Below are 22,049 nucleotides of genomic sequence, written 5' to 3' on the forward strand. Positions count from 1 at the left end.
TTTACTAAAGACTTTCCTAATATTAATAATACGCTTTCGCCACAAGGCGGAAACGCCAGAAAATCTTTACTATGTTTATGTTGATTGGGCAATAGGTAAATTTACCGCATCAGTCAGATTGTAGAACCTTTTGGTTAACCTGTCTATCTATTTAGATAGCGCTCCTGGGATCAATTTGAGTATCAATTTTAATGGCTAGAAGATTAGTAATTAGGCGTTTTGCAAATGATTAGCAAGTTAATAAATTACCCAGTTACTAATTTTTGATTTGTAATATCTATTTTATTTATAACTTTTATTTAATTTACCTATCAAAAGTAATGCGGGAGGGTGAGAACCCCTACCTTTTTAAGCCTTGACATTACCCCATTTTTGTAATTAACAAATTGTCGTGCTTACCGTCAATCAAGAGGAAAAAGGGCAGGGGGCGGGGTGCAAGCCTTTCAAAGGGTGGGATGAGTTAACCGATCATTCACCAACGCGTTGTTTTTGTTATTAGTTGGATGCCCGTCCCCTTGTGGAGCGAGGATTTTTAATTCATTGATGTTCTGTATTTAGATAAATAGCCACAAAAAATACTAGAAAAATTTTATACATCTATGTCAGACTTTACTTAATAAAATTCGTATCTAAAACATTCATATATTAAATGCACTTGTATTAAATATCTGGTTTCTAAACTTTTTTAAATGTTTAAATGTTCAAACATCTAAATACTTAAACATTTACAAAGCATCTAGATGTTTAAATATGCAGTAGAATCTGAAGATTATTTACTTTTCAATCCAAAATGATTATTACTGTAGCGGCTTTCAAGGGGGGTGTTGGTAAATCTACTACAGCGCTACACCTAGCTACGTACCTTCAGAACACAGCTGATACACTGCTAGTGGACGGCGATCTGAACCGCAGTGCGTTGGACTGGTCTAACCGAGGTTGTTTGCCATTTAAAGTTGCTGATGAAAAGCAGGGGATACTTCTGGCAAAGCTTTATGAACACATTGTTATTGATACGCCAGCCCGCCCAGATCCAGATGAATTGAAAGCTATTGCTGAGGGATGCGATCTTTTAGTAATACCCACCACCCCGGATGCGATCGCCTTAGCTGCAACCCTGCAAATGGTTGACGCACTCAAGCAGCTAAAGACGAATTATCGAATTTTGTTGACTCTTATCCCGCCAAACCCAAACAAAGCCGGAGAAGAGGCTAGGGCTGCTTTATTAAAAGCGGATCTACCTGTATTTAAGTCTGGCATTCGACGACTGGCCGTATTCCAGCGGGCTGCTTTAGAAGGAGTACCTGTTAATGCTGTGAAAGACCCTTACGCCCAAATAGCATGGCGCTGTTACGCCGAGGCTGGCAAGGAGATAGTAGAAAATTCAAAATTCAAAATTCAAAATTCAAAAACGTCCTCTTAGTATCGCAAGCATTTTAGCTGCTGACTATATAGAAATAGAATTAAATTTGGAGCAGATTACTATGAATAATAAGAAAAAAACTAGCCGTTTTGATGATTTGATTGATGCTGCCCGCAGTCGTCAACATAGAGACAAACCACAGCCAACTGAAGATAAACCCGCTTCCCTTAGCAAAAGTACCGACCCAGACTATACCCGCACAACTATCTATCTGCCTAAGCAACTACATCGACAACTCAAGGCTGCGGCTGCTTCCCAGGAACGGCAGATGAGCGATATTATGACGGAGTTGGTTGAACAATGGCTTTTGTCTAAGGGTAAAAGTCAAGATTAAAGTTCAATATCTTCGCCTTTCTGAGTGAAGCGAACTTTTTTGATATTCCATTGAGCATTACTTGTGAGGGTTTTACGGACGCTACCAAACAGAGCAAACTGTTCACAGCTAGACAGAGAAGCTAATTGTCGCTTAGAGTTAGGCGCTACTCGCAAATCAACGGTAGCAACACCATCTTTAATGTTGACACGATAACTAGATAAGTTAAAGTCGCCTGTATCTCGTTGCTCTAAAATTTTACTCACCGCACTTGTTACAGGTTCTTCCGATGGTACTGGAACTTTTTGCGGAACCAGTTCTTGACATTGGGCATCACTTGTGTATAGGGTAACATTAGTAGTTTTGCCAGTGGCAGCTTGAGATGTTGAATTAGGTGCGCTGGCAATAGGTGATTCTTTAGGTGAAGAAGGCTCATTATTGGCAGATTTATCCCGTAGTTGAGCCATACTTGGGGTTTGGGTTGGAGATGGGGAGGGTGTGCTGTTAGATGTTGTAGTTGGTAATGGTGTTTCGCTAGCGATATCCTGACGAGGAGTAGGGCTAGAACTACAACTACTGAGACTGGTAGCGATCGCCGCAATAATAAATGATAAAAGGTATCTTCTGGTGGTATTCATCATGTTGCTCATAGCTCTGGATTTGTTGGGTTGTTTTAATAATTACATGAGCATCGGTATCAATTCCGTATAAATTTGCCAACATTGATTCAGTCTATCAAGCTTCAACTACCCAGCTTACAAAGCTTTACTTTCTGGTTGTAATTGGCTATCTTCAAAACCATTACAGGAATTAAATCATGAAGTAAAAGCACTTACCCTCCATGCCATTGAATTAATAAATAGTTAGAAAAGCTTATGTCTAGCAACGATTCTAGTACCTACGACCCCCGTAATGCTGAGTGGGATGGTATATCAATTGACAAGTGGGAGCCATCCAAGTGGAAACAATGGAAACCTAAATCCATATCAGACGAAGGCGTAAAGTTGGAACGTGAATATCTGAGGATAAAACACGCTATTCAACAAGCTAACTCTGCATTAAGTCTGGATAGAGTCAAAGTTAAACTTAAGCTAACTAGTGCTAAATCTATTGGTTTACAGGGAACGTTTCCTTGTAGACCTGGTGATGTGGGAAAAAATTATAGTCGAAGTAAACAATATACTATTTCATTTGGCTTTCCTGCTAATGATATCGGAGTCAAAACGGCAGTCGTGAAAGCACGGGAATTAGACTTACTAATAATGACAAAGCAATTTCAGTGGACACCAGAATTATTAGGTAAGCAAGCGCAAAAGCTAGTATTACCAGAGCCAGAAAATTCCACCAAGCTCATCAGTGAGTGGATTCAAGAATATGAGCGAGAATTTTGGAAAACCCATGAACAGAATAGGCAAGGAATACGTACTTGGGAAACTCATTATTTAAGGCATTTAAAAAAACTACCTCAAGATGTGCCGATGTCTTTACAAGCTTTGGAGAAAGCACTAGAAAAAACCAAACCTAATACATCGGGGAGGTTTTTTTTAGCATGGCAACTCAAGAAGTTTTGTGAATTTTGCGGGGTTAATGGTGTTAAAACAATTGATGCATATGCAACTCCTAAACCTCATCCGACGATTCGCAAAGTTCCGTTAGATGAAGAGATTATTCAAGGGTTTACTAAAATTGGGATGCCGTTATCAGCATATGCTAGTAAAGAGAACATCACGCAACCCGAACAATGGCAATGGGCATATGGTATGTTAGCCACTTACGGGTTAAGACCTCATGAATTATTCGCTGTAGATATAGAAGCATTTACTAATCCCAAAAATACCTTTCATGTTGTAATTTTAAATCCTAGTCTGACAGATGGTACTAAAACTGGTGAACGCAGTTGTGGTATTCCGCCATTACATCCCCATTGGGTGGAATTATTTGATTTAAAGAATGTAAAATTTCCTTTTAATGAAGGGAAATTAAGCAATAGAACGGCAAAACTTCATATCAGATTTAGAGTGACTAATATAGGTTTTAGACCCTATGATTTACGTCATGCTTATGCAATACGCGGACATCGCTTGCAAGTCCCTATTAAGACAATGGCAGATTATATGGGGCATACCGTACAAGAGCATACTAAGACTTATCAAAGATGGATGAATGAGAATGCCAATTTAGAAATTTATCGAGAAGTGGTTATTCTCAGGCAAGGTACAACCAAGGAAGCATTAAAGGCGAGAATTAGTGAATTAGAGGCTGAAAATAACGCTATGAAGGCTGAAAATGCCACGCTTAGAGGATTGCTGATTCAGCATCAATTAGGTGAGTTGTTGAGTTGAGTAGGAGGCAGAGACGAGGGGGGAGAAGGAATGCAGAGAAAGATTTTTGAATTTTGACTCGGCACTCATAACTCAAGTTTGTAGTAAATGTAATATTTAAAGTACGCAAAACTAATACTTTAGGTAGATAAAATTATATACAGGAAGAGAGAAAGATTGCTGTAAAAAATAAGGTTATATTTTTTTCAAGCCTAAAATGGTCTGTTCACTGAATTGTGTAAAGGGGTTTGTAAAAAGTTCACCTATCCCGGTTGATTGCCGGGATTTTTTTATTCAGTTATCAGTGAACAAAGTGCTTGCTTTGTGCGATTGCAAAAACACCAAATTTATTTTCATGCATAAGCGGGTATAAGAAAATTACAGCACTTATGCTACAACCTAAAACTCGTGCTATTTTGATGTTAACCATCAACTATGGTGGACTTGGTACTAGTTAGGTTAATGATAGGAGCGAGCAAAGTGATGTTACTTCAACTAAACCAACTAATTGTACCTGTCGGTCATCAGTTATTGATTAAAGATATATCTTGGTCGACATACAAAAATATTTTGGCAGAATTGGGTGAAAGCCGCAGTTCTAGGATATCTTACAGTCAAGGAATACTAGAAATCATGGCTCCATTACCAGAGCATGAGGTAGCTAAGGTTATTATAGGGGACTTAGTAAAGGCTCTACTAGAAGAACTCGATATTGAATTTTGGAGCTTGGGGTCTACAACTTTTGATAAAGAAAAAATGGATGCTGGAGTAGAACCCGATGATTGTTTTTACATACAAAATGAAGCTGCTGTTCGAGGTAAGGATAGAATTGATTTAACGGTTGACCCACCTCCAGATTTAGCAATCGAAATTGATATTACCTCTCGCACCCGTTTTAATAATTATGAGGTATTGGGTGTGCCTGAATTATGGCGGTGGAATGGAACTAAGTTAGAAATTAATATGATGATTAATGGTAAATATGTAGCATCTACGACTAGTGCTATTTTTCCTAATTTACCTATTGCTCAAGCAATTCCTGAATACTTAATGCGGAGTAAAACTGATGGGAGAAATGCTGCGATGAAGGCATTTCGGGCTTGCGTAAGAGGGCAAATATGATTGAATGTACGCCCGATAAATTCCCATTTATCCGCTCTGACTTTTGGGAGCGCTCATGCAACTACACACACTAACCGAAAACCAACATCGTCGGTACGATACGCGTGCGCGTCCCTATTGCGACTAGCACAACGACAGTACCACGGATTGCTGAGGAAAGAGCCACCGCGCATCAGCCGAGAATTATCATTACCACTCAGCCATGCACTGCCGTCTTTGGGCGCTCTTTCGTAATTATTATGATATTTATCTAGACACCATTCCCATGTATTACCATGCATATCGTATAAACCAAAAGAGTTAGGCGGAAATTTTTCTACAGGTGTTGTTTGTTGACGATATTGACCTTTTGGTGCAGAGCCGTAAGTATAAGTTCCGTCGTAATTTGCTAAATCAGTGGTAATAGTTTCGCCAAAATAAAACGGTGTAGTCGTTCCAGCACGGCAAGCATATTCCCATTCGGCTTCGCTGGGTAGTCGATAGGTGCGTCCTGTTTTCTGGCTTAATTTTTTACAAAATTCTACCGCATCATCCCAACTAACTTGTTCTACAGGTCTTGTTTCTCCTTTAAACTTGGCAGGATTATTCTCCATAATTGCTTGATATTGCGCCTGGGTCACTTCATATTTACCCATGAAGAATCCTGGAACTTTTACTTGATGTTGTGGCCCTTCATCATTCCCTCGTTTTGCTTCTCTTGGTGGCGAACCCATCATAAAGGTTCCCCCTGGTATCTGCATCATATCCAAGGTGACACTATTCCCTAAGTTCTCGACAAAATATTTTACTTCTTGCTTACGGCGGTTGGTGATGCTTCCCTTTGCATCCACCGTAACGACATCAAATTTAAAGGTTTGTAAGCGAATTGGTGAGGCGCGAGACTGGGTAACAGAATTGGCTGGTGTTGTCGGAGTTGTTGTAGGTTCATTTGTATTGGGCGCTGGTTGGGGTTTATTTTTTGAACCAAATAAGAAGTGTTCTCCGACAATTGCCGAACCAACCCCAGCCCCTACCAACCCAACAATTTGAATGAAACGCCGTCGCGGTAAGATAAGCGATGGCAACTGTAGCTGTGGGGGTGCAGATTTTGTAGATGTTCCGTTCCCAGAAGTCTGAGTAATATTAGGAGGTGGTGAAGGTGACGCTTGAGGTTCTGCTAATAGCCGTGCAATCCTTTGTAACCCCCTTACAGCATCCACATCTTGGCCAGAAGCCGCAGCTAGCACCCGCATCCATAGTTGTTCTGCTAGTTCAAAATTCTTCGCAAGTTCAGCGTTAAAAGCATCATTTTTCAGCGTTGCAATATCAGCTAAGGTTGCATATCGCGGTACAAGTATTAGGTGGGATTTATTTACAGGCTCGGCAATAATATAAGGTGTTTGCCTGCCATTTTGATGCTGACGTACAATTTCCGGGACTCGAAAAGTAAGATACTGGTTCAACCGTTCAACAGTAGCGCATTGACCTTGAATTCCTAACCCTTCCAATAACGCACAGGTAAAAGCACCTTGTTGTAACGCCTCTATTTCATAAGAATATTCCTGGGGACTACAAGAAAAAATGCTGATAACTCCTTGTTGACGTGCTTGTTCAGCAGTTTGTCGCCCAATTCCTTCACCAGCGCGAGTGGCAAGACTACGACAAGCATCTAAAATCAAGACAACGTTATCAGCACCACAGCGACGCAGGCGTTCTGTAACAAAGTTAATCGAAATTGCTGTGTTTTCAATATCCTCTGGATCGCCATCACAAGGCATGAGATAATCACGATCATTGTGGCGTATCCCATGACCACTGAAGAAGAACCAAAAGTTATCTCCTGCGCCCAAGAAGGGTTGTTCAAATAACTGTCGCAAAATTCGTAGCAAATTAGTGCGGTTTGGGCGAGTTGATTTACCGTTCACATCAGGCGAATCATCGGAGAAGAAGTATATCCGCTCAAAACCTGCTTCATTGCGGAGAAACTCCTGCATTAACTGTGCATCCCGCTTGGCATATTTTAGCGGTTGCAGTAAATCATATCGGTTAATGCCGATCGCGATCGCCCTATTCTTCGCCATATCATTTTGGTTCTTGCCGTTTGAAGGTCAGCTTAATTGCTCCTTTACCGCTAGCTTTAGCACCACTACCAATTAACTTTACTTCGCCTTCACCGCTAATTTCTACCGATAGCTCAATTTCTTCTAGCTGCATCCCAGAGTTAACTTTAGCTTGCTGTTCTGCACGGCTGAATAAGCGTCCTACCACTTGCAAAAAGTGAGTCATTTCTTGCTCTAATTTTTGCGCGCTAACTTTAACTGCATCTCCATCTCCTTTACTCCTAATAATTTCTCTTGTTTCTTCTCCCCAGTCACTTCCTCTAGAAATCCCGCCTCTAGTACCCTCAGGAATGGATATTTGCGGGGTGTCATCGGTCACAATCCAAATGCTATCCGAAGGTGTTTCTGGCATAATGCTTTAAATATTTATCTAAGATTTTTCAAAAATACCATATATATATACAACGGTATCAAGGGTGATTTCGATAAAAGTTTTGTCTCACGCAGAGACGCACCAGATGCAAAGAGGAATTAGATAATATAGTCACAAGTTAAATTCAAAAACTTCTGCGTTACTCTGCGCTACCTCCGTGCCCCTCTGCGTTGAAAAATTCTCGGAATTAATATCAAGCTATAATAAGCGATCACCTAAATTTCACTTGATTCACATCTTCATAGAAAATGGTTAAAGTCTGATTTTCTGAAATTTTATGGCGACTAGAAGTCACGGCTATACAATCAAAACCCACGCAGGCAAGTTCAATAATTGCCAAGCCTTAACCACATTTAGAGTAAAATGTCAATAGCAAAGCGGGCAAGATGGGTCAAAAAAGAGTAGCAAAAAGTAAGAAAAAAGTAAGAAATGGATTTTTCGTAAAAAGCTAGAAAGTAGACAGGGAGGTAAAAATAGATGGTGCGACCGCGCAAGAGTTTTGCTCAGCATTGGCTCAAAAGTGAAAAGGCTCTCGATGCTATAGTGAAGGCGGCCGAGTGTAAGGGGAGCGATCGCGTTCTGGAGATTGGGCCAGGAACCGGCATTCTGACTCGTCGTTTACTACCCTTGGTACAATCTTTAGTCGCAGTTGAAATCGACCGCGATTTGTGTGAATTATTAGCAAAGCAACTAGGTAAAACCGAAAATTTTCTGCTATTACAAGGAGATTTTCTCACACTAGACGTAGCATCTCATTTAGGAGCATTTCCTAACTTTCAAAATCAGAATAAAGTTGTTGCTAATATTCCCTATAACATCACAGGCCCAATAATAGAAAAACTACTTGGGACTATCGCTAAACCCAATCCAAAACCATTTGATTCAATAGTATTATTAGTACAAAAAGAAGTAGCAGAAAGGTTATATGCTAAACCAAGTTCAAAAGCCTTTGGAGCTTTGAGTGTAAGAGTGCAATACTTGGCTGAGTGTGAACTAATTTGTACAGTGCCAGCCGGAGCATTTCATCCACCACCAAAAGTTGATTCAGCAGTCGTCAGGTTGCGTCCTCGACAAATAGAAACCCCAGCAATTGACCCACGACAATTAGAGAATTTGGTTAAGTTGGGGTTTGGAGCAAAGCGGAAAATGTTACGAAATAATTTACAACCAGTTGTAGAACGCGATCGCCTGACCCACTTACTGGAACAATTAGAGATAAATCCCCAAGCCCGTGCCGAAGACCTCAGCGTCTTTCAATGGGTAACTCTAGCCAATCAGTTACTTGTAACCGATGATTTAAACGGTTTTGGAGAACAATCCCTTCGGGTTCAGTAGTCGCTCATGGGGGGAACCCCCAAGACCGCACTACTTCACCAAAATCTAAAATCCCAAATCCCAAATTCTTATGCGTTCCTATACCTTAATCGCTCCTGCTAAAATTAACTTGTATTTGGAAATCATTGGCGATCGCCCAGATGGATATCATGAGTTAGCAATGATCATGCAAAGTATCGGTCTAGCTGACCAAATTGATGTCCGCTCCCTCAGCATCGACACTATCCGCGTCCACTGCAACCACCCACAAGTACCCACAGACAAAAGAAATTTGGCGTACCGAGCAGCCGAACTCATGGCTACCCAATTTCCTGATACGTTTGCCAAGTATGGCGGTGTAGAAATTACCATTAACAAGCACATTCCCGTGGCTGCTGGGTTGGCTGGAGGTTCAACAAACGCCGCAGCAGTTTTGGTAGGGATAGATTTACTGTGGAATTTAGGACTAACTCAGTCAGAACTAGAAGAATTAGGAGCCATTCTCGGTTCAGACGTACCCTTTTGTATCGCAGGTGGAACAGTAATTGCTACAGGTAGAGGTGAGCAGTTGGCTCCCCTACCAAATTTAGACAATATATATATAGTATTGGCAAAATATCGCAGCCTGGAAGTTTCCACCGCTTGGGCATACAATACCTATCGGCAGCAGTTTGGTAGCACTTATATTAGAGATAGTGCAAGTTTGACAGCCCGTGCTAATGCAGTTCATTCCGGGTCAATGGTAAAAGCGATCGCAAATAAAAATGTAGTAGACATCGCCCAAAAACTGCACAATGATTTAGAGCGTGTAGTGTTGCCAGAATATCCGCAAGTGCTGCAACTGCGAGATGTGTTTGCATCTGCTGAAGGCGTTTTAGGTACAATGATGTCTGGTTCAGGCCCAACAGTATTTGCCCTCCTTGAATCTCAACAACAAGCAGAAGCAGTTAAACAACAAGTAAGAACTGCCATCCCTGACGAAGATTTAGAATTATTTGTGACGCGGACGACGACACATGGAATTAAAATTGCATCCTCAGTTTAAGCCATTAAAAAATTTTGAATTTTAAATATTGAATTGTTATGAGTGACTCAAAGCCAATTCCCCAGCCAGATGCTCAAGGACAAGTACCACCGACTCCGTTACGCTGTATCACCGGAGCGATAATTTCTGGTGGACTAGGATATGCACTATATTTGCTGATGATTTCAATCGCCACAACTTTTGCGAAAAAGCCCATCCATTCAGATAATCAATTAGTGGTAAATCTTACCTCTGCTGTTCGTACCCTCGTTGTCGGCATAGTTGCCTTAGGAACTGGGATATTTGGGATAGTAACTCTTGGTTTATTGGCTTTAGCAGTGCAACTGTTAGTGCAAAAGTTGACCAAGCCGAAGGAAAGTTAAAACTACTCTCAATCCCCAGGGGTGATGCAAGTAATCAATGAACCATAAACAAACCTCTCTCTTGAAAGGAGTGAGGGTTTGAATTTTTCTCCTCATTTCTTCTGTGTTGGATTTTGCATCAGTTTCCTTACATCCTCAACAGGTAATCCTAACTCTTGGCTAATTGCTACTTCCAGCTGACTCAACTCTGTTACTACAAATTCAAATTGTAGTTCCTTAAGCACAGGGGAATCTGTCTTGACTTTAATCCTAGAAATACCTTGAAGCTGATTTATTTCTGGTTTGATTGACAGTACTGTTCTGTTAGGTGGCTTTGCTAATTGAGATTCAACTTTCAGGTATCTTATTGTTTGTTGAGAGCGATTTAACACCCCATCCATCACAAATCCGCATCCTAGCCAAAAGACGAATCCCAACAGAGGCAAAGGTAACCAAAACTCTAATCCTAAAGAACGCAATATCTGAAACCAATGGATTTTAAACACAATAGAATCAGGAAAAAATAAAAATAGCGATCGGCCTATGTTGATTTTACTGGTGGAAGACGACCCCGCCCAACTAGAACCATTGCGAGCTGCACTATCAAAAGCCGGACATACTGTTGACGCCATAGAAGATGGAGAAACTGCCCAATGGCTTTTATCTCAAAAAGATTATGACTTGCTCATCTTAGACTGGATGCTTCCTCATGTTAGCGGAGTTCAACTTTGCCAAGAATATCGACGGGCGGGGAAAACTTCTCCAGTGTTGATGCTTACCGCCAAAGACACCACCATCGATAAAGTAACAGGTTTGGATGCAGGTGCAGATGATTATTTAGTAAAACCATTAGATATTATGGAATTGCTAGCACGGGTAAGAGCTTTAGCAAGGCGTTCCCCATTTTGGCTAGGAGACACCCTCACCTTAGAAGATTTACATCTCAACCTCAACAACCTGACAATTGAGCGAAATCAGGTGATAGTTCAACTATCTGGTCGTGAATTTCAGTTGATGGAATACTTGATGCGTCACCCACGTCAAGTTTTATCTCATAATCAAATTGAACAAGCTCTTTGGGAATGGGGAGCAGAACCGGAAAGTAATGCTGTAACAACACTGGTGCGTCGGCTGCGACAGCGACTGCAAACAGTTGGAGCTAAAGATTGGGTAGAAAATGTTTACGGTATGGGTTACCGCTTTGACGTTCCCAAATAAAAACTACATGAAAGCAAATGCAAACAATCGCTTAACTACTGATAACAATCGATAGATAGAGCAAAATTATCTATTAATGGGAATACTAAAGTCAATAGTATTTCTTGTAAACAAATGCTTGCTAACTTTAATTCTATTAGTAAACTCTTACAACCAAGAACTAATTTTTTTGTAGCATTACTAATATTGGTAACTGGATGTTCCACTGAGGAACAACAAGCCAAATCTCCATTGCCTACTTCAACATCTTCTTTAACAACAAAACCCGTACCTTCTCCAGTCAAATCTAAAACTACATTGCCATCGCCTCAAACAGATTCATATCCAGGTTTAAAAGGAGATCAGCCATCAATACCTAAACAAGCCCAGCAAGTTGCTACAGGGAAACAAGTAATCGCCAGAGCAGGAGGAATTACCTATCCTAGCTGGGATAATGCAAATGATGATGTAGATTACAATACAACCACTAATTATCCGCAGATGGGCCGATGGGGAAATGAAACAAATAATGGTAATGGAACCTTTCAAATTATCGATTTAGGTTCTGTTTATCAACTAAATGGAGTTGGCTATAAAATCGATTGGGATGGTGTGTTTAAAAATTCCTTGACTTTTCAAGTGGAAATATCAACAGATAATAAATCATGGCATTTAGTTTCAAAAATTATCCATCCCTATTCTGAATCAGGTGGATCTAATAAAATCGATATTAACGTAGCAATCAAACCAATCGCTGCAAGATACGTCAAATATTGGGAGCCTCCTGATGGAAACTGGAATGGTTGGGGTACATTTCATCAAGTTAGGGCTTACTCTCTCAATACAAATTAAGATATAGCAGAATAAAAGAGCCAGGAAGAATAAAGTAGGCGTTAAAGTCAAAAATAACTCTTGACTCATAACTATGTTCGCATTTGCTCGTAGCCGCCGTAACCTAACTTACTTATTCGCTCTGTCGATGGGGAGTATTCTCGTTGTCTTTGCGGCTTTAGCTTATTACTTGGGAGTTGAAAACCAGCTTCAGGCTTTTGATGAAGAACTTTACTCAATCAGCAAAGCAATTACAGTCAATGCACAGCGTCGTCTCTATGCAAAACGATGGCAGGTAAATAAAAATGATGTTTTTATTCTTGGCGATACATTACCTCTGAATGGCAAATTGGTGTATATCCGCTGGTACAACTCCCATAAAAAATTAATTAAATCTAGCGATGAAAATACTCCCAGACGATTAAGTTTTGCGTCTGGCTTTAAAACAATTCAAATTAATGATATCGATAAAATATGGCTACGAGAATTAACATTACCGATTGTACAAAATAATGTAGTAATCGCCTATTTGCAAATTGCTGCGCCTCTTACACCCTTACGTGACAGCTTAAATCGAGCCAGATTATTTTTAACGGTAGGTGTACCAGTGACCTTAGGTTTGATTGGGATTACTGGTTGGTTTTTGGGAGGACTTGCCATGCGGCCTACTCGTCGTGCTTACGAGCAACTACAGCGCTTTACCGCCGATGCTTCCCACGAGTTACGCGCTCCTGTAGCTGCGGTTTTGAGCAATGCACAAGTTGCATTAATGCCACCAGAAGATGAATTAGAGCAGCATTTTCGCCTAGAAAATATCGAAAAGATTGCTAAATCAATGAGTACTCTCATTAGTAATTTGCTGTTTCTGGCTCGTCATGAGGGAGCTTTAGATACCGCAGCACTCAAGAATATTGACCTTGTGCTACTACTGCGATCGCTCACTGAAGAATACCACCAACAAGCAACTGCACAAAATCTCAATTTTACTTCTCATCTCCCCCAGCAATCTCTGTATTTAAAAGCCGATCCAGAATTGTTAAAACAGGCTATTGTCAACTTACTCGCTAATGCTTTTAAATACACCCCAGATGGCGGGACAGTTAAGCTAAGATTCTTGCAACGTAACCATCGAGCTGTGATCCAAGTAGAAGACAACGGCATTGGCATTCCACTTGAAGATTTACCCCATATCTTTGAAAGATTTTATCGCGTGGGCAATGTGCGATCGCGCCAAACAGGAGGCTTTGGTTTAGGGCTAGCGATTTCTCAGCAAATTATTCAAGCACACCGAGGGCAAATTACTGCCAACAGTGTACTAGGTCAAGGTTCCATCTTTGAAATCCAACTGCCGCTTTCATAAAACTAGGAAATAAAGCAGTACTAATAAGCTTCAAAATCCTTTAAAAAACCACAGATAAACACAAACATATATTTATCTGTTTGAACTATCAAGTTTAAAACTAACTTTCATAAATCTCCAAAGGTAAATTATCTGGGTCTTTAAAAAATGTAAATTTTTTATCTGTAATTTCATCAATTCTGATATTTTCTACTTCTATCCCTTGCAATTCTAAGTAAGAAACAGTTTGCTCGATATCATCAACTGCAAATGCAAGATGTCTTAAACCACAAGCTTCGGGAGTGCTAGGTCTTTGGGGAGGATTGGGGAAAGAAAATAACTCGATTTGAGTATTTTCACCAACTCGCAAATCTAATTTATAAGAATTTCTTTCGGCACGAAAAGTTTCTTGAATAATTGGAAAACCTAAAACTTCTACATAAAATTTTTTTGAGCGTTCGTATTCAGAACAAATGATGGCTATATGATGAATGCCATTGATTTTCATAACAGAATTCAAATTTTGGGTAAGTTATTTTTTGGTACTTCCTCAAACTATCGCGGTTTGCTTTCGCCTCAAAATAGCACGTATATCAGAATAAACCAAAAGATTGAATAACTGCGTTCGCTTTCTGACTGTTTCTTTTCAGTAGATTTGATATGTTCTTCTACAGATATAGCTTCAGTAAAGTGAGTACTGACCGATTTTTTGATTACACGCTGACTATCGTAGCTTCTCGTTTAGCTACTGTAGTTAAAATAGTTAAAACCTTTGGTACTAAAGGCTTTAGATCCGCCAAACGATTAGATGAGGCTTGCAAAACAATTACCGCGATATCGAAATGTGGCAGATTCTGTTGAAATGACAAGTTGCGATCAACTGTGATGAAAACATCAAACTCGGCTTGTGCAAGAGCAAGAAGTTGACCATTCTTTATCCCTGCCCATCCCATCTGTGGAACCGTTTTCACCTCATAGCCAACAAATTCTCGTGCAAGTTTGCGGTCAATACACTCATCTAAAAGGAGCTTCATGTTATGCTACCATGCCAACAAGTTGTTTCTCCGCCTCCTCCAGTAAGGCAATGACCTGCTCCCTAGTCACTGTTGGAAATCCATCTAAAAAATCGTCAATTGATTCTCCTGCTTTGAGATAGTCCAGAAGCGTCTGCACAGGAACCCTAGTACCAGCAAAAACTGGAGTGCCGCCCATAACGTCAGGAGATGAGCTAATAATTAAGGAGTCTTTAAGCATATATTCTTGACCTCAAGATTTTGTAACTATAGTTTACCTTTTATCACCATTAGCGATGGGTGTAGTGCTGACTAACAGGACTTCGGGAAAGTCTACGCCCAAACCTCGCAATGACGATTTCAAAGGAAATATCACTAAACTCTATGAGCAAACGTGGTGCAGCCTGGGAACTTGCAATGTGAATCTTCTGATTTCTAGCCAGGAGAGGGTCAATCTTGTAAAATCGTTTTTGAGACAATCCTAGTTTTCTTGCGATCGCTCTCGGATAGTTCTTCACCAGCTTGTAGGCGAGTGGCAGAAGATTGTAATACTGTGGCTGCACCTGTATCTCCTATTTGCAAAGCAGTTTTAGCAGCAGTTTGCAGCATTGTAGCCGCACCAGCGCGATCACCTTGTTGTAATTTTGCTTCTGCTAACTGAGTTTGGCGATACTTAGCTAATGCCAAAATCGACTGTTGCACCTGGGGATTAGCAGCAGGTTGGTATACGCGAACCACGTCTGCATACACAGGCACAATAGAAGAAAGCAAGCCTTGTTTCTCTACCGCTGGGTCATCGTAGCGGATTTGGAGTTGACCGATCTCTTGCCTACCTTCGGGCAACTTTCCTAGATAAATATTAGCTAAAACTTCCCGCTCTACATCTTTCATCAAGTCTCCCAAGCGTACCGCAAAGCGTCCATCGGCTTCTGGTTGCACTGGTAACTCAATTGTGTCTGGGGCAACTTGAGCAATAGGTTTAAGTTCCGCTAGCCTGACATTAGGCATTAAAGACAACAGCAAATAGGCATTAGTCAGCCCCACAGATTGAATACGTTTAAACAAACGGCTAAACTGCTCTACTGCTTGTTCTGGATGCTCAATATAAGCTAGAGTACCGCCACCAGCATCGGCAATTTTTTCTAATAAATCATGGTTCCAGTCACTGCCAAATCCCAGAGTGTTGATAGTGAGGTTGAATTTAGTAGCTTTATGGGCAAATTCTAGACACCGCTTATTATCATCTGGGCCTAACTCCCACTTCCAAATTCGCAAACTGTTCTCACCATGACCATCTGTTAATAGAAATGCCTGAGAAACAGCTCCTTTTGTGCCTTTCATCAGTTCTGTAATTCCCAGTGCCAAACCTTCAGCAATTACAGTACCACCGCTAGCATTAAGTTTATTTTTGATTTGTGATTTAATGTTTCCTAAGTCTTGAATCGCCTGGTTTGGAATAATCACTTCAGCTGAACCAGCAAATGCCACAACCGAAATCCGATCGCCTGATTTTAGCTGATCGAGTAATTGCTCTACTGCTTGGATTACGGTGTTGATTGGTCGCCCATGCATCGAACCACTCTTATCCAGAATCAAGCATAAGTTGAGGGGCAGGTGCTGGTCAAATTCCCCGGCGATCGCAGAAATCGAAATGCTTAATTGACGCTGGCTATTTAATTGCGCCACATCAACATTAGTATCATTGAGCGCCGACAGTAATTTTACTTTCATTGGTGAGGAGTATCCTGCAACACTGTTTTTGAGACAATCCTGGTTTTCTTGCGATCGCTCTCGGATAATTCTTCACCAGCTTGCAGGCGAGTGGCTGATGTTTGCAACACTGTCGCTGCACCAGTATCTCCCATTTGCAGCGCAGTTTTGGCAGCAGTTTGCAGCATTGTAGCCGCACCAGCGCGATCACCTTGTTGCAATTTCGCCTCTGCTAACTGAGTTTGGCGGTACTTGGCTAATGCCAGGATAGATTGTTGCACCTCTGGATTCGTAGCAGGTTGATACGCCCTAGTCACATTTGCATAAATCGGGATATTGGGCGTGAATAATCCTGTCTGGTTTTGAGCGGGGTCATCGTAGCGGACTTGCACATTAGCGATCGCCTGTTTACCTTCTGGCAATTGTCCCAAATAAATATTAGCTAAAATTACCCGTTCTACATCCTTCATCAAATCACCTAAGCGCACCGCAAAGCGTCCATCAGCTTCTGGTTGCACTGGTAACTCAATTGTGTCAGGAGAAACTTGAGCAATCGGTTTAAGTTCTGCTAGCCGGACATTGGGCATCAGAGAGAATAGTAAATATGCATTGGTCAAGGCGATCGTTTGAATACGGTTAAACAGGCGGCTAAACTCCTCCACTACCTGTTCTGGTGTTTGAACGTATGACAACGTACCCGAAGCCGCATCAGCAATTTTTTCTAAAACATCCTGATTCCAATTGTCACCAAATCCCAACGTGTTCAAAGTCAAATTATAGTTAGCAGCCAACTGAGCAAATTTCAAACAGCGATTATTATCACCATGTTCGTTTTCGCCATCGGTTAACAAAAAAGCTTGAGAAACAGTTTCTCTTTTGCCCTTTGCCAACTCCTCAATCCCCAAGCGCAACCCTTCATCAATGGCTGTACCACCATCCGCGCTCAAGCGATTAATTTGCTTTTTGATATGTTCTGGGTCTTCGATAATTTGATTAGGGATTAAAACTTTCGCCCGGTGATCAAAAACTACAACACTGAGCCGATCGCCAGGATTAAGCCTATCAACTAGACGGTTAGCTGCTTTTTTGACAGTTTCTAGGGGTTGCCCATTCATCGAACCACTATGATCAAGAATTAAACATAAATTTAATGGCACATTGCGGTTCAAAGTTTCGGCGATCGCAGAAATCGAAATCGCCAACTGACGCTGACTACTCAGTTGATTGGCATCTAAACTAGCATCATTCAGGGCTGGCTGTAAGCTAACCTTCATAACCCAAAGTTCCTATTTAAGATATACATATTTATAAATAACTTCAAAGCGTAACATTAGAGCTACGGAAAAAAGATCCAATACAAATACATTAATATATTCAGAATATCTTAGAAGCTAAGGATTGGCAGATGTTCAGCCCTCTGACTCATTAGCCAGAAATCCACACCTTGAAGATAGCTAGCATCGCGCTAGGATGTATTACAGTTAACGGCATAATTTCAGGCGATCAGTTGCTATGGACATTTCCCCCATCAAGGCTGTTCAAGCCCCCTATTACGGCGATAACTCTTACCGGACACCGCCGCCAGATTTACCCTCCTTATTGTTGAAGGAGCGAATTGTCTATCTTGGGATGCCACTGGTGCCTGCTGTCACAGAGTTAATCGTCGCTCAATTACTTTATTTGCAGTCCGACGACCCAGAGAAGCCTATTAAAATTTATATCAACTCAACCGGCACCTCCGGTTATAGTGGCGACCCTATCGGCTTTGAAACCGAAGCCTTCGCCATCTTTGACACCATGAAATACATCAAGCCACCCATCCACACCATTTGTATTGGTTCCGCAATGGGCATGGCAGCGATGCTACTCAGTGCCGGCACAAAAGGTTGCCGTGCCAGTTTACCCAACGCCAGCATTATCCTGCACCAGCCTAAGAGTTACGCCCAAGGTCAAGCAACGGATATTCAAATTCGGGCGCGGGAAGTTCTGGTAAACAAGACAGCAATGGTTGATATTCTGTCTCGCACTAGCGGGCAAGCACCAGAAAAAATTACTAAAGACATGGATCGCCTCTTTTACATGACTCCCTATCAAGCTAGGGACTACGGTTTGATTGACCGAGTTTTTGAAAAAGAAGAACTCGCCAATCCGCCTCTGCCTGCAAGCATCCTTTAAGAAGGCAGATGGCAGATGGCAGAGGGCAGAAGAAAAAGAAATTATCTTTCTTTTTCCTGTTTCCTATGCTCTTCACGAATGACTAAATTACAAACGGAGTAGCAAAATGCCTATAGGTGTTCCTAAAGTTCCTTACCGGATGCCCGGAGGACAGTTTACAGACTGGATTAGCATCTACGATCGCCTTTACCGCGAAAGAATTATTTTCTTAGGGCGAGACATTGATGATGAAATTGCCAACCAGATTATCGCCGTGATGTTGTATCTGGATTCAGAAGATCCAGGTAAAGACATTTATTTATACATCAATTCCCCTGGTGGTATGGTCACTTCTGGCTTGGCAATTTATGACACCATGCAACACATCAAATCAGATGTGGTCACAATTTGCGTGGGTTTAGCTGCTTCAATGGGGTCTTTCCTCTTAGCAGCTGGAACCAAGGGCAAACGCATGGCATTGCCTCACTCACGGATTATGATTCACCAACCTTCTGGTGGAACCCGTGGACAAGCAACTGATATCGAAATTGAAGCTAGAGAGATTCTTCGGATTCGTAACCAGCTCAATCAGATTTATGCCAACAACACAGGCCAAACTTTAGCCAAAATTGAAAAAGACATGGATCGCGACTTTTTCATGTCTGCCCAAGAAGCCAAGGACTACGGTTTAATTGACCGTGTGATTGAAGAACGTCCATAAAATTGGGGATTAGGCATTGGGCATTGGATAAAGAAGACAAGCAGCATGGGGGATGGGGGGACAAGAAGCAAGAGTTAATCATGGTTCTTTCCCCTTGCCCCCCAGTCCCCTTCCCAAAAAAATTGTCAATTTAGAACTGTCAATTATAAAATTAACCTTTATTATTAGTAGTTCAAGCTTGAAGCTTTAAGCTTTAAGCTGAGTATTCGATAGCTGATAGCTCAAGATGGATTTTGGAGATTGCTACCGTCTATTGGGTTTAAGATCGGGAGCCTCTTTTGCCGACATCAAAGCGTCTTACAGACGACTGGCGCAGCAATATCATCCCGATATTAATCCAGATGACCACAAAGCTAAAGACAAGTTTATTGCCTTGACAGAGGCTTACAAACTCCTATTGACGGTAGTAATGCCAGAGGAGACAGCCCAAAAGTCAAGTCAGTCGCCAATGTCTGAGCGTGATACAACAAAGCCAACACCTCAGGAACCAGCATCGGCAACGTCGGTGAAAACCCAGAAACAGCAGACCACACCAAAGCCGCCTAGTGTCACGGCAATAGAACAGCGGCTGAAGTGGAAAACTTATGAGCAGTTGCAGCTGTTTTTAAAAGAAAAACGGTATCCCCAAGCGATCGCCCTAGCAGAAGCTTTAGCAGACCGATTACCGGAAGATGCAGAAGTGCGCCAGTGGCAGGCTATAGCTTATCAACTGTGGGGAAGGGCGCTAATTGATACAAATCAACGACTCAAAGCTAAAATTTATCTTAAAAAAGCTCTGAAAACAGACCCCAACAACAAGGCTCTGTGGAATGAGGTACAGCGAGACTTTCAACGGTTAGAGCAGATTTTTTAAGATATTAATAATAAATATAAATCTTATTATAGATTGAGGCGTCGTTTTGGCACTGGGGACTGGTGATTAGGGGCTAGGGACTGGCAAGTGGGACAAGGGGAGGGGGAGCAGGGGAGACAAGGGGACAAGGGGAAAGAACCATGATTAATTCTTGCTTCTTGTCCCCCCATACACCATGCTGCTTGTCTTCTTTATCCAATGCCCAATGCCCCATGCCCAATCCCTGCTTAACTTCGGGCATGGTCATAGTCCACAAAGTAAAATTTAGGACTAAGCCAGAATTTTAGCCAAGTGTAAACTCCTAGACCCAGTAGTGCCGTAATCATCAGTGGTAAACCAAGCTTAACTCGCAGTGCATCAGGAAGAATGGCAACTACTGATACAGTAATAACAAAATATACCAAAAGCACCACCTGCAAGCGCTGTATAGTTTTAAGCGTACTGCGGCAGCTACTACAATGCTGAGTATGTTGTTTGTAGCGATCAAGCACTACAGAACGGTTGTCATTGATTGTCGGGCTTTGTGGAACAGTAATGCCGAATTCATGCCACGGTAGCTGACCGTGACAATACTTATCAAACCAATTGCGAAACTCAATCACTAAGCGATCTGCACTCGTAGGTAAATTGAAAGCAGTCTTCCAGCTTTCAACTGTTTTTCTTTGTTGCAGAAAATACTCTTGCTGTTGCAAAAGTATCATATCTCCATCAAGAACCTGATTACGGTTTGTGATGTGATCCCACCAACGGGGTTGGAAACGATGGAGCGTTTTGGCGAAATTCCGGGAAAATTGCGCTACAATCCTTGATTTACCTGGGTAAACAGGAATGCAGTAGGTGATAAGTCCCAACTGCTTACCAGTGTCGCCAATTTTGATAGCATACTCTAAGTGACAAGGTGGTTCAAAAGTGATTGTTGTTTGAAAACTGCCTTCACTATTTACTTCAATCAAATTTGGTGTTGATTGCACAACTTTTAGAGCGATAGGTCTTGCTTTTTCGCGATCGCCTTGAACTCCATGATGGGCAAAAGGAACATGGCTGGGATCTGCCACATTTTCTACAAGGGTTTGCCAGTCATATTCCAGATCACGTACAAAAGAATTCCAAACAAAACCTTTGCTGGCATCTATTAGAGGTGACAAAGGTAATGGTGTAGTAGCAGCTTGTTGGGCTGATTTAACATCAGGCCAGACCCAGAGTAAATCATTTTCTTGACGAACTGGGAGTGCGACTGCACAAAAATTTTGTTGATTCTTGGTAACAATTTGTGGATTTTCGGCTTGGGGAATGTGCGTACAGATTCCTTGGGAATCAAATTGCCAGCCGTGATAGCTACACATTAAATTACCTGTCTTGTCATCAACTCGTCCCTCACTCAAAGGTGCAAGGCGGTGGGGGCATTGATCTAAAAACACTTGGTAAGTTGCAGATGATTTAGGTTTCCAGATGACTAGGCGGAGTCCCAAAATAGTTACTGGAGTTGGTCGCTTTGGATCAAGGTCTTCGACTGGTGTAATAGGATACCAGTTTTGCAAAAAATTGAATTCAGATTGCATTTTACCTTTAATGATTTAATCAATCAGATATAAGAACAAACTTATCTAAAAAATCGCTAAATAAGATATAAAATCACTTTTTATCATGTTTGTAAACTAATATTGATGCTATATCTTCTATTCAAAACGGCCATTTAACGATATTATCGTTTTTCAAACAGATTCTCTGCTGAAAGACCTAATCATTGAATATATAAAGAGTACTTAGAATTTCGCTAGAGTATTTTCTATAAGCTAATTGTTACAAGTCTCAAAAATAGGATACATACAAAAACTTAACTTCAGGAACCTAATAGTAGTATCATATTTGCAAGTTAATTTCAG

Annotated in this window: 23 protein-coding genes; 13 read left to right on the forward strand and 10 right to left on the reverse strand. The window is 41.3% G+C overall.

What is annotated here, in order from left to right:
- Positions 1-790 precede the first annotated feature (790 nt).
- Both AC5JL8_RS34585 and AC5JL8_RS34590 read left to right on the forward strand, forming a co-directional pair.
- Complete coding sequence (locus AC5JL8_RS34585) at positions 791-1,420, forward strand: ParA family protein (protein ID WP_495884200.1); 630 nt, start codon at positions 791-793, stop codon at positions 1,418-1,420.
- Between the two features lie 61 nt (positions 1,421-1,481).
- Positions 1,482-1,754 (forward strand): CopG family transcriptional regulator, encoded by a 273-nt coding sequence (locus AC5JL8_RS34590; protein ID WP_495884201.1) that lies wholly within the window; start codon positions 1,482-1,484, stop codon positions 1,752-1,754.
- On the opposite strand, the gene AC5JL8_RS34595 is transcribed toward AC5JL8_RS34590, so the two are convergent.
- Positions 1,751-2,383 (reverse strand): GerMN domain-containing protein, encoded by a 633-nt coding sequence (locus AC5JL8_RS34595; RefSeq protein WP_495884202.1) that lies wholly within the window; start codon positions 2,381-2,383, stop codon positions 1,751-1,753. The genes AC5JL8_RS34590 and AC5JL8_RS34595 overlap by 4 nt on opposite strands.
- 225 nt (positions 2,384-2,608) lie before the next feature.
- Here AC5JL8_RS34595 and AC5JL8_RS34600 point away from each other — a divergent pair, with 225 nt between their 5' ends.
- Both AC5JL8_RS34600 and AC5JL8_RS34605 read left to right on the forward strand, forming a co-directional pair.
- On the forward strand, positions 2,609-4,075 hold the full coding sequence (locus AC5JL8_RS34600) for a site-specific integrase (protein ID WP_495884203.1): 1,467 nt from the start codon (positions 2,609-2,611) through the stop codon (positions 4,073-4,075).
- A gap of 462 nt (positions 4,076-4,537) precedes the next feature.
- On the forward strand, positions 4,538-5,176 hold the full coding sequence (locus AC5JL8_RS34605; RefSeq protein WP_495884204.1) for a Uma2 family endonuclease: 639 nt from the start codon (positions 4,538-4,540) through the stop codon (positions 5,174-5,176).
- 53 nt (positions 5,177-5,229) lie between these two features.
- Here the strand turns inward: AC5JL8_RS34605 and AC5JL8_RS34610 are convergent, their stop codons facing one another.
- Together AC5JL8_RS34610 and AC5JL8_RS34615 are read right to left on the reverse strand one after the other, a co-directional pair.
- Positions 5,230-7,236, reverse strand: a complete 2,007-nt coding sequence (locus AC5JL8_RS34610; RefSeq protein WP_495884205.1) for an SUMF1/EgtB/PvdO family nonheme iron enzyme — start codon at positions 7,234-7,236, stop codon at positions 5,230-5,232.
- A 1-nt stretch (position 7,237) separates the two neighbouring features.
- Positions 7,238-7,627: a Pepco domain-containing protein gene (locus AC5JL8_RS34615; protein WP_495884206.1), complete on the reverse strand. Its 390-nt coding sequence runs from the start codon at positions 7,625-7,627 to the stop codon at positions 7,238-7,240.
- Positions 7,628-8,125: 498 nt separating this feature from the next.
- Here AC5JL8_RS34615 and rsmA point away from each other — a divergent pair, with 498 nt between their 5' ends.
- The 3 genes from rsmA (at position 8,126) to AC5JL8_RS34630 (ending at position 10,369) form a co-directional block, all read left to right on the forward strand.
- Entirely contained in the window at positions 8,126-8,983 is an 858-nt protein-coding gene (gene rsmA, locus AC5JL8_RS34620) for a 16S rRNA (adenine(1518)-N(6)/adenine(1519)-N(6))-dimethyltransferase RsmA (protein ID WP_495884207.1), read from the forward strand.
- Positions 8,984-9,053: 70 nt separating this feature from the next.
- On the forward strand, positions 9,054-10,007 hold the full coding sequence (gene ispE, locus AC5JL8_RS34625; RefSeq protein WP_495884208.1) for a 4-(cytidine 5'-diphospho)-2-C-methyl-D-erythritol kinase: 954 nt from the start codon (positions 9,054-9,056) through the stop codon (positions 10,005-10,007).
- A 38-nt stretch (positions 10,008-10,045) separates the two neighbouring features.
- Entirely contained in the window at positions 10,046-10,369 is a 324-nt protein-coding gene (locus AC5JL8_RS34630) for a DUF3082 domain-containing protein (RefSeq protein ID WP_495884209.1), read from the forward strand.
- A gap of 92 nt (positions 10,370-10,461) precedes the next feature.
- On the opposite strand, the gene AC5JL8_RS34635 is transcribed toward AC5JL8_RS34630, so the two are convergent.
- Positions 10,462-10,854, reverse strand: a complete 393-nt coding sequence (locus tag AC5JL8_RS34635; protein ID WP_495884210.1) for a hypothetical protein — start codon at positions 10,852-10,854, stop codon at positions 10,462-10,464.
- A gap of 37 nt (positions 10,855-10,891) precedes the next feature.
- Here AC5JL8_RS34635 and rppA point away from each other — a divergent pair, with 37 nt between their 5' ends.
- The 3 genes from rppA to AC5JL8_RS34650 all read left to right on the forward strand — a co-directional run bounded on the left by rppA (position 10,892) and on the right by AC5JL8_RS34650 (position 13,736).
- A complete protein-coding gene (rppA, locus tag AC5JL8_RS34640; RefSeq protein ID WP_495884211.1) occupies positions 10,892-11,566 on the forward strand; it encodes a two-component system response regulator RppA in 675 nt (224 codons plus the stop codon).
- A gap of 114 nt (positions 11,567-11,680) precedes the next feature.
- Positions 11,681-12,397: a discoidin domain-containing protein gene (locus tag AC5JL8_RS34645; protein WP_495884212.1), complete on the forward strand. Its 717-nt coding sequence runs from the start codon at positions 11,681-11,683 to the stop codon at positions 12,395-12,397.
- A gap of 73 nt (positions 12,398-12,470) precedes the next feature.
- Entirely contained in the window at positions 12,471-13,736 is a 1,266-nt protein-coding gene (locus tag AC5JL8_RS34650) for a sensor histidine kinase (protein ID WP_495884213.1), read from the forward strand.
- A 100-nt stretch (positions 13,737-13,836) separates the two neighbouring features.
- Here AC5JL8_RS34650 and gloA2 read toward each other — a convergent pair whose 3' ends face one another.
- From gloA2 to AC5JL8_RS34675, 5 genes are all read right to left on the reverse strand, one after another.
- Positions 13,837-14,223 carry an SMU1112c/YaeR family gloxylase I-like metalloprotein gene (gene gloA2 / locus AC5JL8_RS34655; protein ID WP_495884214.1) on the reverse strand — a complete coding sequence of 129 codons (387 nt, stop codon included), beginning with the start codon at positions 14,221-14,223 and terminating at the stop codon, positions 13,837-13,839.
- Between the two features lie 205 nt (positions 14,224-14,428).
- Entirely contained in the window at positions 14,429-14,749 is a 321-nt protein-coding gene (locus AC5JL8_RS34660; protein ID WP_495884215.1) for a DUF5615 family PIN-like protein, read from the reverse strand.
- A 1-nt stretch (position 14,750) separates the two neighbouring features.
- Positions 14,751-14,969: a DUF433 domain-containing protein gene (locus AC5JL8_RS34665; RefSeq protein WP_495884216.1), complete on the reverse strand. Its 219-nt coding sequence runs from the start codon at positions 14,967-14,969 to the stop codon at positions 14,751-14,753.
- A 209-nt stretch (positions 14,970-15,178) separates the two neighbouring features.
- Positions 15,179-16,459: a vWA domain-containing protein gene (locus AC5JL8_RS34670; RefSeq protein WP_495884217.1), complete on the reverse strand. Its 1,281-nt coding sequence runs from the start codon at positions 16,457-16,459 to the stop codon at positions 15,179-15,181.
- Positions 16,456-17,712, reverse strand: coding sequence for a vWA domain-containing protein (locus tag AC5JL8_RS34675; protein ID WP_495884218.1), 1,257 nt, complete (start codon positions 17,710-17,712; stop codon positions 16,456-16,458). Before AC5JL8_RS34675 ends, AC5JL8_RS34670 begins: the two co-directional genes overlap by 4 nt.
- A 238-nt stretch (positions 17,713-17,950) precedes the next feature.
- Here AC5JL8_RS34675 and AC5JL8_RS34680 point away from each other — a divergent pair, with 238 nt between their 5' ends.
- The 3 genes from AC5JL8_RS34680 (at position 17,951) to AC5JL8_RS34690 (ending at position 20,166) form a co-directional block, all read left to right on the forward strand.
- Positions 17,951-18,613: an ATP-dependent Clp protease proteolytic subunit gene (locus AC5JL8_RS34680; protein WP_495884219.1), complete on the forward strand. Its 663-nt coding sequence runs from the start codon at positions 17,951-17,953 to the stop codon at positions 18,611-18,613.
- 106 nt (positions 18,614-18,719) lie between these two features.
- Positions 18,720-19,313: an ATP-dependent Clp protease proteolytic subunit gene (locus AC5JL8_RS34685; RefSeq protein WP_495884220.1), complete on the forward strand. Its 594-nt coding sequence runs from the start codon at positions 18,720-18,722 to the stop codon at positions 19,311-19,313.
- A 226-nt stretch (positions 19,314-19,539) separates the two neighbouring features.
- Positions 19,540-20,166: a J domain-containing protein gene (locus AC5JL8_RS34690; RefSeq protein WP_495884221.1), complete on the forward strand. Its 627-nt coding sequence runs from the start codon at positions 19,540-19,542 to the stop codon at positions 20,164-20,166.
- Between the two features lie 227 nt (positions 20,167-20,393).
- Here AC5JL8_RS34690 and AC5JL8_RS34695 read toward each other — a convergent pair whose 3' ends face one another.
- Positions 20,394-21,725: an aromatic ring-hydroxylating dioxygenase subunit alpha gene (locus AC5JL8_RS34695; RefSeq protein ID WP_495884222.1), complete on the reverse strand. Its 1,332-nt coding sequence runs from the start codon at positions 21,723-21,725 to the stop codon at positions 20,394-20,396.
- Between the last annotated feature and the right edge of the window lie 324 nt (positions 21,726-22,049).

It is taken from the genome of Mojavia sp. (genome assembly GCF_059505145.1).